Consider the following 16473-nt stretch of genomic DNA (forward strand, 5'->3'; position numbering starts at 1 on the left):
GGTGAACCTGTAGCCCCGGTAAGCGCAGCGTCACCGGGGAATGGTTACCGCTTAGAAGTCGTAGCGCAGACGCACCAGGTTCATATCGCCCAGGTTGTCGGTGCTGGAGGTAAACACGTGCTCGTAGTCAACGCGGAAACCATAATCCAGCTGGAAGCTGATCCCCAGACCGTTATCAATACGCTGGTAGTTACGGCCGTTCACATATTCCAGGCGGTCGCCCATAAAGTACGGCTGAATAGATTTAACGGCATATTGATTGATCGGGAATTTATAGCCCGCAAAATATTCAATCCCCCAGGCGTCGCCGGCGAAGTAATTATGGACATCGGTTTTTTTGGTAGTGAGGAAGTTCTGATACCAGCCGCCGCCGAAGGAGAAAGTCCAGTTATCCGGGGTCCAGCTCAGCGCGGTACCGACGATGTTCTGGTCATAGGTTTTGCTGTCGGAACTTGACGGGTCGCGCATTTCGGCGCGGGTGTAGTTCCACGCGGTCCCCCAGGTCAGATCCTTCATGATGTGGTAGTCCGCGCCAACAGAACCGCCGCCTTTACGTTTATAGCGCAGACCATTACCCGGCAGGTATTCGCTGTCTTCGAACAGATAGGAGCCGTAAAGATCGACATCGCCAACGGTTTTCTTATATTTCAGCATATTACGGGAACGATAAGAGCCATCGTAATCGCCGTTAATACCGTTGCCCGGCGCCTGGGCAATCATATCGTAGTCCCAGATATCGGTTTTCACCCCGACCACATCATAGTAAACACTGTTTTGCTGACCGTAGGTTAACGTCCCCCAGGTATCGCTTTTCAGGCCGGTATACAGCATGCGGCGGGTGGTATTGTTCGCCCCTTCCGCGTAGTGATTATCCCAGTCGAACAGCGTCGGAATATTCACCCCCAGCTCGTAGTAGCTGATCCAGCTAATATCATCGAACAGATAGTAATCCGCGGCGAAACGGAAGCGGGTGCCGCCGTCAAAACCGTTGCGCTTATAGGAGCCTTTATCCCCGTCGCCGGTCATCATATTGAACTGCGGGCGGATACTTCCGCCGACGGTAAAGTTAAGCCGGCTTAACGGATCCCCCGCCTGCGGATCCTGTTTTAGCAGGGTGATCTCCGCGTGGGCAGCCAATGACGTTAACGCTAATGCTGCGCCGATCGAGATCGCCAGCGTTTTTATTGTGTGTGCCATAGTTTTTCCTTGATTAATAAGCAACCTTATATTTTCCAGTTGAATATTAACCGCGAATCAGCACAGCGTGTTGCTGGGTTTTTAATGTTTCGTGCGCTTAAAAATCAATGGTTTATCAATTTGTGCGCTTAAAATAAAAGCGCCGCCAAAAACGGCGGCGCATCATCAACATGTAATATTCTTACTGGCTAAACTGACGGAATAGCGCTTTCCCTTTTAATAAACGCAGCCCCAGCCCGCCGCCGCACAGGGATAACAACACCGCTCCCGTCAGCGGCAGCATCACCCACAGCCGCCAGTCCGGCGCCCAGGGAAAATCAAAGACTTTGGTCTGCAGCATCGCCAGCGCCACTTCGGCGCCTATCGCCGCCACCAGGCCGGAGACCAGCCCCAACAGGGCAAACTCCGCCCACAGCGTGGCGCGCAGCAGCGATTTCCCGGCCCCCAGCGTGCGCCAGACCACCAGCTCCTGATGACGCTGACGCATACCGACCTGCACCTGCGCCAGCAACAGCAGCACGCCGCAGGCCGTCACCAGGCCTACCATCACCTCCAGCGCCCGGCTGACCTGGGAGAGCACCTGGCCGACCTGGCGCAGGATAGCGCCAATATCCAGCAGACTGACGGTGGGAAACTCGCGGTTCAGCTGGGTCAACATCGCAGGACCGTTATCCCAGCGGAAGCTGGTGAGCCAGCTCTGCGGCTGCCCGTCCAGCGCCCCGGTGGGGAAAATAAAGAAGAAGTTTGGCCGCAGGCTCTCCCAGTCGACGTTGCGCACGCTGCTCACCTTCGCGCTGAACTCCTGCGTATCGCCGGTAAAGGTCACCGTATCGCCGATTGTCACTCCCAATCGCTGCGCCAGCCCCTCCTCAATCGATACCTCGCCCTGCTTCGGCGGCCAGCTGCCGGCCACCAGCGGATTATGATCCGGACGCTGTTCGCTCCAGGTGAGATTAAGCTCGCGATTCAGCGCTTCGTCTTTATTCCCGTCCGTGGACTGGCCGTTGATCTGCGTCAGACGAGCCCGGACGATCGGATAGAATTCCGCCGCCCGCGTCTGATGTTCGGCGAGGAAGGTCTTCACCGGCATTATCTGCTCAGGGGCGATATTGATCAGGAAGTAGTTCGGGCTCTCCGGGGGCAGCTGCTGCTGCCAGCGGTCGAGCAGATCGCCGCGCAGCACCAGCAGGAGCGCCAGCAGCATAAACGACAGGGAAAACGCCGCCAGCTGGCTAAGGGTCGACCACGGCTGGCGCAGCAGGCGATTCACCGCCAGACGCAGCGGCAAGGCTCTGAGCGTCAGGCGTTTGAGCAGCCACAGCAATCCCCAGCCCACCAGGCCGCACAGCAGCGCCAGCACCACCGCCCCGGCCAGCACTGACCACAGCAGCGGACTGCCGCCCATCAGCCACGCCAGCAGGCCCACCACCACGGCGCTGACCGTCGGGATCCAGATCTTCAGCGGCCAGACGCTGGCCACCACGTCCTGGCGCAGCACTCGCAGCGGCAGGGTCGCCAGCAGCAGCCGATACGGCCGCAGGCCCACCAGCAGGGAAATCACGCCGGTCGCGCCCACCGCCCACAGCCACGGCCAGCCGCTGGCCGGCGGGAGCGCGGCGGGCAGAACCGGTTTGAGCACCAGCAGCAACAGGCGCTCCAGCGCCAGCCCCGCCACCCCGCCGGTTATCACCGACAGCGCCAGCAGCAGCAGCCACTGACCGACAATCAGCTTGCGCAGCTGCGCCCGTCCGGCGCCCAGCGTCTTGAGTATGGCGACCAGATCGTAGCGGCTGCGGCAGTAGTGGCCCATCGCCACGGCCACCGCCGCGACGGCCAGCAGCAGCGTCAACAGCGCGGATAACAACAGGAATTGCTGCGAGCGTTCGAGGGATTTGCCCAGTGCGCTGTCGTCCTGTTCAAGACCAATCCAGCGATGCTCCGGGCCGAGTTTCGGCAGCAGCCACTGCTCATAACGGGCCAGCTGTTCAGCGTCGCCGGCGAACTTATATCGCCATGCGACGCGACTGCCGGGCTGTACGGCGCCGGTCTTTGCCACGTCGGCCATATTCATCATCAGCCGCGGCGCCATCTGGAAAGGGTTAAACCCCGCATCCGGTTCCTGAATCACTTCCCCGGCAATGCGCAGCGTGGCGTCGCCAACGTCAATCGTATCGCCGGTTTTCAGGTTCAGCAGCGCCATCAGCCTTGGCGCCAGCAGGACGCTGCCCGCCCGGGGCTTCAGCCCCGGCGGCTGCGTCTCGAGAGTGCCATACAACGGATAGCGGTCATCCACTGCCTTGACGTCCGCCAGCTGCGGCGTATCGCCCGCAAAGGTCATGGTGGCGAAGCTCAGCTGTTCGCCGACGCTCAGCCCTGACTTCCGCGCTTGCGCGATCCACTCAGCGGGCACCTCGCGCGAACTGCGCAGCGTCCGGTCGCCCGCCATAAACTCACGGCTTTGCTGGCTGAGGCCTTTCTCCATTCGATCGCTTATCGACCCCAGAGCCAGCACGCAGGCCACGGCGAGGCTTAACGCCAGCCAGACGATCAGCAGCGACGGCGAGCGCCATTCGCGCCAGAACCAGCGGGCGATCATGCTTCCTCCCGCAGCTGGCCATCCACCAGGCGCAGACGGCGGTCGCAGCGCGCCGCCAGCAGCGGATCGTGAGTGACGAGGATCAGGGTGGTGCCGTGTTCGCGATTAAGCGAGAACAGCAGATCGGCAATTTTGTCCCCGGTCTGGCGATCGAGGTTGCCGGTGGGCTCATCGGCGAACAGAATGGCCGGACGCCCATTGAAGGCCCGGGCCAGCGCCACCCGCTGCTGTTCGCCGCCGGAGAGCTGCGCCGGCAGGTGGTGCAGGCGTTTGCCAAGCCCCAGCTGCTCAAGCAGCGCCCGGGCATCGCCCCGGCTCTGGTTATCGCTGGCGCCGCGCAGCAGCGCCGGCAGCTCGACGTTCTCCAGGGCGTTGAGCGTTGGGATCAGCATAAACGACTGAAATACAAAACCGACGTGCTGCGCCCGCAGCGCCGCCCGCGCCTCCTCATCCATCCGATGCAGCGGTTTGCCCAGCATCGATACTTCCCCGCTGCTGCCATCGTCCAGGCCGGCGAGGATCGCCAACAGGGTCGATTTACCAGAGCCCGACTCGCCGATCAGGGCGATGGTCTGCCGCGGTTTGACAACCAGCTCAACTCCGGTAAGGATGGTGAGCTGATGCTCCCCCTGACCGACGGACTTCTTAAGATGATGAACTTCAAGTATGTTTTCCGCTGGCATGTGCCTTTCCTGTTTTTGTTCCTGTTTACCTGCCGCGCGATGGCGGCGGACACGCTGCTGATCCTCGGCGACAGCCTGAGCGCTGGCTATCGGATGGCGGCCAACGCCGCGTGGCCTGCGCTGCTCAATGAGAAGTGGCAGGCGAAAACGCCGGTGGTGAACGCCAGCATCAGCGGCGATACCTCCCAGCAGGGACTGGCCCGTCTGCCAGCGCTGCTTAAGCAGCATCAGCCGCGCTGGGTGCTGGTTGAGCTCGGCGGCAACGACGGGCTGCGCGGATTTCCGCCGCAGCAGACCGAGCAGACGCTGCGCACCATCATTCAGACGATCAAAGCGGCCAACGCCGAGCCGCTGCTGATGCAAATTCACCTGCCGGCGAACTATGGCCGCCGCTATAATGAAGCCTTCGGCGCGATTTACCCGGCCCTGGCCAAAGAGTTCGCTATTCCTCTCCTGCCCTTTTTTATGGAGGAGGTGTATCTGAAACCCCAGTGGATGCAGGACGACGGCATTCACCCGAATCGCGACGCGCAGCCGTTTATCGCCGACTGGATGGCGAACCGGCTGGCTCCCTTAGTTAATCATGACTCCTGAACGCCAGGGGTCGCTGACAGGTAAAGTTATGCAAAAAACGGTTTTAGTGACAGGCTGTTCCAGCGGAATTGGTCTGGAAAGCGCGCTGGATTTAACCCGCGAGGGCTTTCGCGTGCTGGCAGCCTGCCGCAAAGCGGAGGATGTGGCGCGGATGCAGGAGCTGGGGCTAACCGGTATTTTGCTCGATCTGGACGACCCGCAGAGCGTGGAGCGCGCGGCGGCGGAGGTGATTGCGCTGACCGATAATCGTCTCTACGGCTTGTTCAATAACGCCGGATACGGCGTCTATGGCCCGCTGAACACCATCAGCCGCCAGCAGATGGAACAGCAGTTTTCCGCCAACTTTTTTGGCGCCCATCAGCTCACCATGCTGCTGCTGCCGGCGATGACCCCGCACGGCGAAGGGCGCATCGTGATGACCTCCTCGGTGATGGGGCTTATCGCCAGCCCCGGCCGCGGGGCCTACGCCGCCAGCAAATATGCCCTTGAGGCATGGTCCGATGCGCTGCGCATGGAGCTGCGCCACAGCGGTATTCAGGTCAGCCTGATTGAACCGGGCCCGATCCGCACCCGCTTTACCGATAACGTCAACCAGACGCAAAGCGACAAGCCCGTTGAAAACCCGGGCATCGCCGCCCGTTTTACCCTCGGGCCGGAGGCGGTGGTGGAAAAAGTGCGCCACGCTTTTACCAGCGATAAGCCGAAGCTGCGCTACCCGGTCACCCTGGTCACCCACGCGGTGGCGCTGCTCAAACGCCTGCTGCCAGCTCGCGCGATGGACAAAATTATCCACGGCTGAGTTGAAGCGCGGAATGCCGCCCCCATGTAAAACAGAAATCGACTAACGAGAAATGCCCATGTCCGAACAGAATATTGTCAACATTAGCGAAGCGAACCTGCAGCAGACGCTACAGCAGTCTATGAACGTCCCGGTGCTGTTTTACTTCTGGTCTGCCCGCAGCCAGCACTGCGAACAGCTGACCCCGGTTCTTGAGCGTCTGGCCGCGCAATACAATGGCCAGTTTACGCTGGCGAAGGTCGATTGCGACGCTGAGCAGATGCTCGCTTCACAGTTTGGTCTGCGCGCCATCCCTACGGTTTATCTGTTCCAGAACGGCCAGCCGGTGGACGGTTTTGAAGGCCCGCAGCCGGAAGAAGCGATCCGCGCCCTGCTGGATAAAGTCCTGCCCCGCGAAGAGGAGCTGAAAGCTCAGCAGGCGCTGGCCCTGATGCAGGAAGAAAAATACGCCGATGCCCTGCCGCTGCTGAAGGAAGCGTGGCAGCTGTCGAATCAGGAGAGCCAGATTGGCCTGCTGCTGGCGGAAACGCTGATTGCCCTGCACCGTTCCGATGAAGCGGAAAGCGTGCTGAAAACCATCCCGCTGCAGGATCAGGATACCCACTATCAGGGTCTGGTGGCGCAGATTGAGCTGCTCAAACAGGCCGCCGACACGCCGGAAATCCAGCAGCTGCAGCAGCAGGTGGAACAGAATCCGGAGGATGCGCTGCTGGCCTCCCAGCTGGCGCTACAGCTGCATCAGGTCGGGCGTAACGAAGAAGCGCTGGCGCTGCTGTTCAGCCATCTGCAGAAGGATTTAGGCGCCGGCGACGGCCAGGCGCGCAAGATGCTGCAGGAGATCCTCGCCGCCCTCGGTACCGGCGATGCGCTGGCCGCCAAATACCGCCGTCAGCTCTATTCGCTGCTGTACTAATTCGTTGCCTGCCCCGGATAGCGCTGCGCTATCCGGGCTATGCGAACGAGGCGCAACGCAGCCTTAGTAACCCGGGTGAGGCGTGAACGCCGCAACCCGGGATCGTTCACGGGCGTTTTTTCAGCTGCGTCACCACCAGCTGATGGCGGGCGTTGAAGAACTTCCGGTAGGTCAGATAGCCGGCGATAATCGTCGACAGGCTGGCGGTCGACAGCAGCATAAAAGTTACCATGATCTGGTACTTAATCGCCTTCACCGGGTCAATACCGGCAAAAATTAGTCCCGACATCATCCCTGGCAAACTCACCAGGCCGACCGTTTTCGCTGAATCGACGGTGGGAATCAATGACGCGCGGATGCTGTCGCGGATCAGCCGCGCCGAGGCCATCTTCGGCGTCGCGCCGAGGCTGAGCTTCTCCTGAATCTGCTGCTGCTCGCTGCTGAAGCGCTGGCCCATATTGTTGTAGCACAGCCCCACCGCCACCATGGCGTTCCCGGCCACCATCCCGGCAATCGGGATCACTTGCATCGGCACGAAGGCTATCGAGCCGGAGAACACCAGCACCGCCAGCGTCAGCCCAGCGCCGGTGGTGATGGCGATAAATGACGAGACAAACGCCTTATCGATATATTTACTGCGCTTTTTGGCATTCCACGCCGCGTTAAAGCAGATAAACAGCACCATCAACAGCGTCAGAACCGCATGGTTGACGTTAAAGATATATTTCAGCACATAGCCGACGATAATCAGCTGCACGATCGCCCGGCAGATGCTCCAGAGAATATCTTTTTCCAGCGCCAGCTTTTCCCGATAGCTCACCAGAATAGCGATCAGCACCAGCACCATCGACAGCGCCAGCGATTCGTTCGTAATGTTATGCCCGTTCATGCTGTGCCTCCTGCATGTTTCCGCCGGCAGGTTGCAGCGTAATTACTTCATCGGCATGCGAAATTTCATTGCGATCGTGGGTGACCCATAGAACAGCGACCTGTTTTTCCGTCGCGTAGCCATGAATAATGTCATTCACATTCTGTTTATTACTGTCATCCAGCGCGCTGGTAATTTCGTCCAGCAGCAGCACGCGCGGCAGAAATTGTAAATTGCGAATCAGCGATACGCGCTGCTTTTCACCGCCCGACAGTTCGTTAATCGATTTTTCCAGCATATTTTCGCCAAGACCAAAGCGCTGCAGATCGGCCACCAGCGCCTGCGGATCCGGTTGTTTATTACGGATCTGCCACGGAAAAATCAGGTTATCGTAAACCGAATCCCCGAACAGCGCCGGCGTCTGCGCACAATAAGAGACCTGCTGGCGATACCTTTCCGGCGACAGCGTCGCGACATCGGCATCGTCGAAAAACAGACGTCCGGAGGTCGGGCTGAGCAGCGAGGCGATAATTTTCAGCAAGGTGCTTTTCCCGCAGCCGGAAGGCCCGGTAATCAACTTGAATTCCCCGGGTCTGAGCTGAAGGTTGATATTATGTAAAATAACTGCGTCGTCGGTCTTAAATCCCACATCCTCGAGACGCAAAAGCGCGTTATTTTCCTTCATGAGTCTTCCTGATTATTTTCTGAAACACCGCTAGTTTACCCCACTTTCCTTTCTCCAGGATGAGGAGAAAGATATACTCAATTTAAACATGCGCTATTTCCTTGTAGCGCCCCACCAGGCAACAAGACAGGAGGTTTTTGATGCTGATTTTTATTCCTATCCTTATTTTCGTCGCGCTGGTCATTGTGGCCGCGGCGGTGAAAATCGTCCCGCAGGGCTACCAGTGGACGGTGGAGCGCTTCGGGCGTTTTACCCAGACGCTGCAGCCGGGATTAAGCTTAGTCGTGCCGTTTATGGACCGCATCGGCCGCAAAGTGAACATGATGGAGCAGGTGCTCGACATCCCGTCACAGGAGGTGATCTCCCGGGATAACGCCAACGTCACTATCGACGCCGTTTGCTTTATTCAGGTGGTTGACGCGCCGAAGGCTGCCTACGAGGTCAGCAATCTTGAGCAGGCGATCGTCAACCTGACGATGACCAACATCCGTACCGTGCTCGGCTCGATGGAGCTGGACGAAATGCTCTCCCAGCGCGACAGCATTAACACCCGCCTGCTGCATATCGTTGACGACGCCACCAACCCGTGGGGGGTGAAAATCACCCGCGTCGAAATTCGCGACGTTCGCCCACCAGCGGAACTTATCGCCTCGATGAACGCCCAGATGAAAGCCGAACGAACCAAGCGCGCTTATATTCTCGAGGCCGAAGGGGTGCGTCAGGCGGAAATACTGAAAGCGGAAGGGGAAAAGCAGTCGCAGATCCTCAAGGCGGAGGGCGAGCGGCAGTCCGCGTTCCTGCAGGCGGAGGCCCGCGAGCGTTCCGCTGAAGCGGAAGCCCGCGCCACCCAGATGGTCTCCTCGGCGATCGCCTCAGGCGATATTCAGGCGATCAACTACTTCGTGGCGCAGAAATACACCGATGCGCTGCAGCAGATTGGCGCCGCCAACAACAGTAAAGTGGTGCTGATGCCGCTGGACGCCAGCAGCCTGATGGGATCGATCGCCGGGATCAGCGAGCTGATCAAAGAAGGCGCTGGCGATCGGAAAAAATCATGATCGACCTGATCCTCGCCCACCCCCATCTGTTCTGGCTAAGCCTCGGCGGGCTGCTGCTGGCGGCCGAGATGCTGGGCGGCAGCGGATACCTGCTATGGAGCGGCGTCGCCGGCGTGGTGACCGGCGCCCTGACCTGGCTCCTGCCGCTGAGCTGGGAATGGCAAGGCACGCTGTTTGCCGTCCTCACTCTGCTGGCGGCGTGGCTGTGGTCGAAGTGGCTGCGCAAGCGCGTCAAACTGCAGCGTCCTGCCGATGCTCAACTCAACCAGCGCGGGCTACAGCTGATTGGCCGCCGTCTGACGCTGGATACCCCGCTGGTAAACGGCCGCGGCCACGTGCGCGTGGGCGACAGCTCCTGGCCGGTGATGGCTGACGAGGACCTCGCCGCGGGCAACAAGGTCGAAGTGGTCGCTGTGGAAGGGATTACGCTGCGGATCAGACCCGTTGTTCGTTAAGCCTGCGCCTTGCGATGACAGCAACCGGAAAGATTATCGATAATCGGGCACTCCGCGCTGTCGTCGCCGGGGCAGGATTCAGCCAGCGCCAGCAGGTGCGCGCGCATATTTTGCAGCTCGCGGATATGGTTCTCGATATCCGCCACTTTCTCCAGCGTGCGTTTTTTCACATCGGCGCTGTGCCGTGACGGGTCGTTGAATAGCGCCACCAGCTCGCGGCACTCTTCCAGATTAAACCCCACCTGCCGCGCCTGGCGCAGCAGCGTCAGCTCATCGAGATGCTGCTGACCGTAGGTGCGGTAGCCGTTTTCGCTCCGCAACGGCGGCGTCACCAGCCCCTTCTCTTCGTAAAAACGAATCGCTTTGCTGGTTAAACCGGTTTTTTTCGCCACATCGCTGATATTCATTTTTTCTCCTTGACCTTCCCCTTGCTGGAAGGTTTAACCTTCTTAATACTCGATGAAAGAGTGGTTCTGGTCAATCGTTGACCGGAAAATTATTCAGGAGTTATTTATGTCTAACACTATCGACCTGACGCTGGATGGCCTCTCCTGCGGCCACTGCGTTAAACGCGTGAAAGAGAGTCTGGAGCAGCGTCCTGACGTTGAGCAAGCGGAAGTCACCCTCACTGAAGCCCATGTGACGGGCAGCGCCAGCGCACAAGCGCTGATTGAAACCGTTAAACAAGCCGGATACGGCGCGGAGCTCAGCCACCCAAAGGCTAAACCGCTGGCAGAATCATCAATCCCGTCGGAAGCACTGACAGCGGCCACTCCTGAGCTTCCGGCAGCCCATGACGAAGATGACAGTCAACAGCTGCTGATCAACGGCATGAGCTGCGCCAGCTGCGTCTCCCGGGTACAGAACGCGCTTGCCGCGGTGCCGGGCGTCTCACAGGCGCGGGTTAACCTGGCGGAACGCACGGCGCTGGTGATGGGCAGTGCGTCCGCCGCAGAATTAATGCAGGCGGTGGAGAAAGCGGGCTACGGCGCGGAGGCGATCGAGGACGATCTGGAACGCCGCGAACGGCAGCAGGAAACCGCCATCGCCACCATGAAACGTTTTCGCTGGCAGGCGATTGTCGCCCTGCTGGTCGGCGTGCCGGTGATGGTCTGGGGCATGATCGGCGATAACATGATGGTCAGCGACGACAACCGTTCGCTGTGGCTGGTCATCGGCCTCGTCACCCTGGCGGTGATGGTCTTCGCCGGCGGCCACTTCTACCGCAGCGCGTGGAAAAGCCTGAAAAACGGCACTGCCACCATGGATACGCTGGTGGCGCTCGGTACCGGCGTCGCCTGGCTGTACTCGATGAGCGTCAACCTGTGGCCACAGTGGTTCCCGATGGAAGCCCGCCATCTCTATTACGAAGCCAGCGCAATGATTATCGGCCTGATTAACCTCGGCCATATGCTGGAGGCCCGCGCCCGCCAGCGCTCCTCAAAAGCGCTGGAAAAACTGCTCGACCTGACGCCGCCTTCGGCGCGGGTCGTTACGCCCGAGGGCGAGAAAGATCTGCCGCTCGCTGAAGTTCAGGCCGGCATGACGCTGCGCCTGACGACCGGCGACCGCGTCCCGGTCGACGGCGTGATAAGCCAGGGGGAAGCCTGGTTTGATGAAGCGATGCTCACCGGCGAACCGGTACCGCAGCAAAAAGGCGATGGCGACGCCATTCACGCCGGCACCGTAGTGCAGGACGGCAGCGTGCTGTTCACCGCCAGCGCCGTCGGCAGCCAGACCACGCTGGCGCGTATTATCCGCATGGTGCGCCAGGCGCAGAGCAGCAAGCCGGAGATCGGCCAGCTGGCGGATAAAATCTCCGCGGTGTTTGTCCCGGCGGTGGTCGCCATTGCGCTGATTAGCGCTGCGATCTGGTACTTTTTCGGCCCGGCGCCGCAGATCGTCTATACCCTGGTGATCGCCACCACGGTACTGATTATCGCCTGTCCGTGCGCCTTAGGCCTGGCGACGCCGATGTCGATTATCTCCGGCGTTGGCCGGGCGGCGGAGTACGGCGTACTGGTGCGCGACGCCGATGCTCTGCAGCGCGCCAGTGAACTCGACACCCTGGTGTTCGATAAAACCGGCACCCTGACCGAAGGCAAGCCGCAGGTGGTGGCGGTGAAAACTTTCGCAGACGTTGATGAGATGACCGCGCTGCGTCTTGCCGCCGCGCTCGAGCAGGGTTCAAGCCATCCGCTGGCGCGAGCGATCCTTGATAAAGCCGGAGACAGCCCGTTGCCGGAAGTGAGCGGCTTCCGCACCCTGCGCGGCCTGGGCGTCAGCGGCGAAGCGGAAGGCCATCGCCTGCTGCTCGGTAACCAGGCGCTGCTCAACGAGCAACATATCGCCACCGGCGATATAGAAAGCGAGATGATGGCGCAGGCCTCGCGCGGGGCTACGCCGGTGCTGCTGGCGGTAGATGGTCAGGCGGCCGCGCTGTTCGCCATCCGTGACCCGCTACGCGAAGACAGCGTCGACGCTCTGGCGCGCCTGCATCGTCAGGGTTACCGCCTGGTGATGCTCACCGGGGATAACCCCACTACCGCGAATGCTATCGCCAAAGAAGCCGGCATTGATGAGGTGATTGCCGGCGTGCTGCCGGACGGTAAAGCCGACGCCATTAAGCGTCTGCAGAGCCAGGGGCACAAAGTGGCGATGGTGGGCGATGGGATTAACGACGCCCCGGCGCTGGCGCAGGCGGATGTCGGGATCGCCATGGGCGGCGGCAGCGATGTCGCCATTGAAACGGCGGCGATCACCCTGATGCGCCATAGTCTTCACGGCGTGGCCGATGCGCTGGCGATTTCGAAGGCGACCTTACGCAATATGAAGCAGAACCTGCTGGGGGCCTTTGTCTACAACTCGCTGGGCATCCCGATTGCCGCCGGGATCCTCTGGCCGCTGACCGGCACGTTGCTCAATCCGGTGGTCGCCGGCGCGGCGATGGCGCTGTCGTCGATTACCGTGGTGAGTAACGCTAACCGCCTGCTGCGCTTTAAACCAAAAGCGTAAGCGTTGTTGAGGAAAGCGGGCGCTGACAGGGTCGGCGCCCGCTTTTTTAGCGGGACAAGAAAAGCCCGCCGGAAGGGTGACGTGTATCACCATATGCGCTAGCATGAATGCCTCACACTTCGGAGCGCGTATGGGCCTGTTAAACCGGATAAAAATGCTGTGGCGAGCCGCCGTCGGCTCGTCTTATTCCTGGCCTGCGATGGATATCGTCCTGCCCGGCGAACGCTATCTGCACCTCGTCGGCAGCATCCATATGGGCACCCGCGATATGGCGCCGCCGCCAGCGAAGCTGCTGAAAAAAATACGCCAGGCCGATGCGTTAATCGTTGAGGCCGATATCAGCGGCAATGAAACCCCGTTTAGCCATCTCCCCGCTTATCCGCCGCTGGCGGAGCGCCTGAGCGACGCGCAGCTGAGCGAGCTACAGACGCGAGCCGGTGAACTCGGCCTGTCGGTCGCGCTATTCGACAGCCAGCCGCTGTGGCAGGTGGCGATGGTCCTGCAGGCTACCCAGGCGCAGAAGCTGGGGCTGCGGCCGGATTACGGTATCGATTATCAGTTGCTGATGGCCGCCCGCGAGAGCAACATAGCGGTGATGGAGCTGGAAGGCGCCGACAGCCAGATCGCGCTGCTGCGCGACCTGCCCGATGGCGGAATGGCGCTGCTGGAGGATACGCTGACCCACTGGCGCACCAACGCCCGTTTACTGCAGGTCATGATCGGCTGGTGGCTGGAGCAACCGCCGTCGCGCGGCGCGGTATCGCTGCCGACGACCTTCAGCCAGTCTTTATATGATGTGCTGATGCACCAGCGCAATCTCGCCTGGCGCGAGACGCTGCTGGCCCTGCCGCCGGGGCGCTACGTGGTCGCCGTCGGCGCGCTGCATCTGTATGGCGAAGGGAATCTGCCGGATATGCTGACATAAAAAAATGGCCAATATTGCTATTGGCCCGTCAAAGAGGAATTTCATCATTATTATTATCCCGGGATTTGCATCCCGGATCGTCTGATTGTCGCTCAAAGTGACCATCACTGCCAACACTATTGCGCAAGATGGTACTATTTTTTAGACAACCTGCGGGCGTATTCTGACGTCACGCAAAACCGGTTGGTAAGAAGGATAGCTATGACTCCCGCCGTTAAATTACTCGAAAAAAACAAAATCCCCTTTCAGATCCACAGTTACGATCACGATCCCAATGAGACCAACTTCGGTGATGAAGTGGTGCGCAAGCTCGGCCTCAATGCCGACCAGGTTTACAAGACCCTGCTGGTCGCCGTAAATGGCGATATGAAGCATCTGGCGGTCGCCGTCACCCCGGTCGCCGGGCAGCTGGATTTGAAGAAAGTGGCGAAAGCGCTGGGCGCCAAGAAAGTCGACATGGCCGACCCGATGGTGGCGCAGCGTATCACCGGCTATCTGGTGGGCGGTATCAGTCCGCTGGGGCAGAAGAAGCGTCTGCCGACGGTGATTGACGCCCCGGCGCAGGAATTTGCCACCATTTACATTTCCGGCGGCAAACGCGGGCTGGATATTGAGCTGGCGGCCAGCGATCTGGCGCAGCTGCTGGATGCGAAGTTCGCCGATATCGCCCGCCGCGATTGATGACGCGCCCCGTGCCCGGTAAGCGCAGCGCCACCGGGAAAGCGCCCGGATAGCGACGCAGCGCGCTTTATCCGGGCTTCCCCTCAGGGTTACTGCCAGCTCACCTCGCCTTTCGGCTCATAGGCGGCGGCATCCAGCGGCGAGTTCTTCTCGATATACTCTTTCAGCACTTCGGCATCGATAAAGCCGGTATTCACATACCCGGGTTTATCGGCGATGTTCGGATAGCCATCGCCGCCGGTGGCGTTAAAGCTCAGCGTCGCCATCCGGTAGGTCTTCGCCGGATCCACCGGTTCGCCTTTGATTTTCAGATCGTTCAACTTGCCGTCTTTGGCCACAAAGCTGACGTTCGCAAACTGCGGATAGGCGCCGGAATCCGGCTTCATCTGCGCGACGGCGGTCAGGTAATCCACCACCTCTTTGCCGCTCATATCGACATAGGTCAGCACATTGCCGAACGGCTGGACCTTCATCACATCCTTGTAGGTGATATCGCCCGCCTCGATGGAGTCGCGGATCCCGCCGCCGCTCATCACCGCGAAATCCGCGTTACTGCGCGCCATCTGCGCCGCCAGCAGCAGGTGGCCCATATTGGTCTGTACGAAGCGCACTTTACTGCGATCGCCCTCCAGATGACCATTCACGCTGCCGATCTTGACCTGCAGTTGCGCCTTACCTTTGTTCTGGAACGGCGTCAGCAGCGACATCATCTGCGGGTTCTCCGCGATCTGCGGCGTATACAGCACCCGCTCGCTTTGGCCGTTATCGTATGTCACTTTTTTCTTCAGGTTGACCGGGATCAGCTGATAGTGCACCAGCTTCATCTCGCCGTTGCGGAACTCAAAATCGGCGCGGCCGACGTATTTGCCCCACTCATGCGCCTGGACGATCCAGATGCCATTCTGGCGATCCGGGGCGCACGGCGTCCCTGGCACATAGTCGACCTGTTTTTTATTTTCCGACGCCATGCACACCGGATCCTGCGAGTGACCGCCGACGATCATCGCCAGCGAGCCCGCGGGTAAACTGCGTGCCATCTCGACATCCCCCGGCGCGTTAGAGCCGTGGTTGCCGTTGTCATAGTGGCCCATATGGGTGGTGGCCAGGATCACGTCCGGCTTTTCATTCTGCTGCAGCTCCTGGATCACCAGCTTCGCCTCTTCCGCCGGTTTGCGGAATTCGATATCGGTGAAATATTCCGGATTGCCAATCTTGGCCGTATCGTCAGTGGTTAAGCCAATAACCGCGATTTTTAACCCGCCGCGTTTAAACAGCGCCCAGGGTTTGAACAGCCGTTCGCCGGTGCTTTTCTGATAAATATTGGCCGACAGGAACGGGAACTTCGCCCACTTTTCCTGCTGGCGCAGCACGCTCAGCGGATTATCAAACTCATGGTTCCCCACCGCCATCGCGTCGTAGCCGATCAAGTTCATGCCGCGAAAATCGGGCTCTGCATCCTGTAAATCAGACTCCGGCACCCCGGTATTGATATCCCCGCCGGACAGCAGCAGAACGCTACCGCCTTCGGCCGCCACCTCTTTACGAATACCGTCCACCAGCGTTTTCTGCGCCGCCAGGCCATATTCGCCGTAGTCATTACGCCAGAAATGACCGTGGTGATCGTTGGTGTGCAGGATGGTAATTTTATAGGTTTTATCCTGCTCATAGGCCTGCGCGGACAGGCTGCCCAGCGATAAAGCGGCGAATAACGCCAGCGCCACGCTGTGTTTGAAATAATGCATGCTTCACTCCCTGACTTAATCCCAAGTGCCGAAAGTATAGCGAGTTAGCCGCGTTGACAAATATGTTTTCAGAATTGCGACTTCCTTCAAACCTTATCTGCAGGTATGTTAGTCGGATAATAATTCTACCCGTCATACTTCAAGTTGCATGTGCGTTGGCAATAACTCGGCCCCTCCCTGGGCCTCGCCCTTACGGGCGCAGTGAACTGCGTTCAAATTCGTTCCTGACGAATTTGTCCTCGCTCACCCCAGTCACTTACGA

16 protein-coding genes are annotated in these 16473 nt (G+C 59.8%); 9 read left to right on the forward strand and 7 right to left on the reverse strand.

Annotated features, from left to right (window positions below):
• Positions 1 to 51: 51 nt before the first annotated feature.
• Positions 52 to 1197 (reverse strand): autotransporter domain-containing protein, encoded by a 1146-nt coding sequence (locus QLG03_RS20425; RefSeq protein WP_180263878.1) that lies wholly within the window; start codon positions 1195 to 1197, stop codon positions 52 to 54.
• A gap of 91 nt (positions 1198 to 1288) precedes the next feature.
• On the opposite strand from QLG03_RS20425, the gene QLG03_RS20430 reads away from it, so the two are divergent.
• Positions 1289 to 1402 carry a hypothetical protein gene (locus QLG03_RS20430; RefSeq protein ID WP_032428640.1) on the forward strand — a complete coding sequence of 38 codons (114 nt, stop codon included), beginning with the start codon at positions 1289 to 1291 and terminating at the stop codon, positions 1400 to 1402.
• Here QLG03_RS20430 and ybbP read toward each other — a convergent pair.
• A complete protein-coding gene (ybbP, locus tag QLG03_RS20435) occupies positions 1379 to 3793 on the reverse strand; it encodes a putative ABC transporter permease subunit YbbP (RefSeq protein ID WP_065805438.1) in 2415 nt (804 codons plus the stop codon). The genes QLG03_RS20430 and ybbP overlap by 24 nt on opposite strands.
• Positions 3790 to 4476 carry a putative ABC transporter ATP-binding protein YbbA gene (gene ybbA / locus QLG03_RS20440; RefSeq protein ID WP_065812403.1) on the reverse strand — a complete coding sequence of 229 codons (687 nt, stop codon included), beginning with the start codon at positions 4474 to 4476 and terminating at the stop codon, positions 3790 to 3792. Before ybbA ends, ybbP begins: the two co-directional genes overlap by 4 nt.
• Between ybbA and tesA the strand changes: the two genes are divergently transcribed.
• Genes tesA through QLG03_RS20455 form a run of 3 tightly spaced genes read left to right on the forward strand, consistent with a single transcriptional unit; the run spans position 4447 to position 6782 of the window.
• Entirely contained in the window at positions 4447 to 5070 is a 624-nt protein-coding gene (gene tesA, locus QLG03_RS20445; RefSeq protein WP_050533146.1) for a multifunctional acyl-CoA thioesterase I/protease I/lysophospholipase L1, read from the forward strand. The two genes, ybbA and tesA, sit on opposite strands and share 30 nt — an antisense overlap.
• Positions 5060 to 5869: an SDR family oxidoreductase gene (locus tag QLG03_RS20450; RefSeq protein WP_072096484.1), complete on the forward strand. Its 810-nt coding sequence runs from the start codon at positions 5060 to 5062 to the stop codon at positions 5867 to 5869. Before tesA ends, QLG03_RS20450 begins: the two co-directional genes overlap by 11 nt.
• A 58-nt stretch (positions 5870 to 5927) precedes the next feature.
• Positions 5928 to 6782, forward strand: coding sequence for a co-chaperone YbbN (locus tag QLG03_RS20455; RefSeq protein ID WP_023288662.1), 855 nt, complete (start codon positions 5928 to 5930; stop codon positions 6780 to 6782).
• Positions 6783 to 6888: 106 nt separating this feature from the next.
• Here the strand turns inward: QLG03_RS20455 and fetB are convergent, their stop codons facing one another.
• Together fetB and fetA are read right to left on the reverse strand one after the other, a co-directional pair.
• On the reverse strand, positions 6889 to 7671 hold the full coding sequence (gene fetB, locus QLG03_RS20460) for an iron export ABC transporter permease subunit FetB (protein WP_004204721.1): 783 nt from the start codon (positions 7669 to 7671) through the stop codon (positions 6889 to 6891).
• Positions 7658 to 8335 (reverse strand): iron ABC transporter ATP-binding protein FetA, encoded by a 678-nt coding sequence (fetA, locus tag QLG03_RS20465; protein WP_023288661.1) that lies wholly within the window; start codon positions 8333 to 8335, stop codon positions 7658 to 7660. The genes fetB and fetA overlap by 14 nt, the downstream gene beginning before the upstream one ends.
• A 140-nt stretch (positions 8336 to 8475) precedes the next feature.
• Between fetA and QLG03_RS20470 the strand changes: the two genes are divergently transcribed.
• Positions 8476 to 9393, forward strand: a complete 918-nt coding sequence (locus QLG03_RS20470) for an SPFH domain-containing protein (protein WP_004204723.1) — start codon at positions 8476 to 8478, stop codon at positions 9391 to 9393.
• Complete coding sequence (locus QLG03_RS20475) at positions 9390 to 9848, forward strand: NfeD family protein (RefSeq protein WP_255988375.1); 459 nt, start codon at positions 9390 to 9392, stop codon at positions 9846 to 9848. Before QLG03_RS20470 ends, QLG03_RS20475 begins: the two co-directional genes overlap by 4 nt.
• Here the strand turns inward: QLG03_RS20475 and cueR are convergent.
• Positions 9845 to 10255, reverse strand: coding sequence for a Cu(I)-responsive transcriptional regulator (cueR, locus tag QLG03_RS20480; protein ID WP_004204725.1), 411 nt, complete (start codon positions 10253 to 10255; stop codon positions 9845 to 9847). The two genes, QLG03_RS20475 and cueR, sit on opposite strands and share 4 nt — an antisense overlap.
• A gap of 106 nt (positions 10256 to 10361) precedes the next feature.
• Between cueR and copA the strand changes: the two genes are divergently transcribed.
• The 3 genes from copA to ybaK all read left to right on the forward strand — a co-directional run bounded on the left by copA (position 10362) and on the right by ybaK (position 14469).
• Positions 10362 to 12863: a copper-exporting P-type ATPase CopA gene (gene copA, locus QLG03_RS20485; RefSeq protein WP_048298634.1), complete on the forward strand. Its 2502-nt coding sequence runs from the start codon at positions 10362 to 10364 to the stop codon at positions 12861 to 12863.
• Between the two features lie 130 nt (positions 12864 to 12993).
• A complete protein-coding gene (locus QLG03_RS20490) occupies positions 12994 to 13788 on the forward strand; it encodes a TraB/GumN family protein (RefSeq protein ID WP_023288658.1) in 795 nt (264 codons plus the stop codon).
• Positions 13789 to 13989: 201 nt separating this feature from the next.
• On the forward strand, positions 13990 to 14469 hold the full coding sequence (ybaK, locus tag QLG03_RS20495) for a Cys-tRNA(Pro)/Cys-tRNA(Cys) deacylase YbaK (protein WP_004204728.1): 480 nt from the start codon (positions 13990 to 13992) through the stop codon (positions 14467 to 14469).
• 89 nt (positions 14470 to 14558) lie between these two features.
• On the opposite strand, the gene ushA is transcribed toward ybaK, so the two are convergent.
• A complete protein-coding gene (ushA, locus tag QLG03_RS20500; RefSeq protein WP_032734896.1) occupies positions 14559 to 16211 on the reverse strand; it encodes a bifunctional UDP-sugar hydrolase/5'-nucleotidase UshA in 1653 nt (550 codons plus the stop codon).
• Positions 16212 to 16473 lie beyond the last annotated feature (262 nt).

This window comes from Klebsiella sp. V115_8 (genome assembly GCF_029967715.1).
GTDB classification, from domain to species: Bacteria; Pseudomonadota; Gammaproteobacteria; order Enterobacterales; family Enterobacteriaceae; genus Klebsiella; species Klebsiella quasipneumoniae.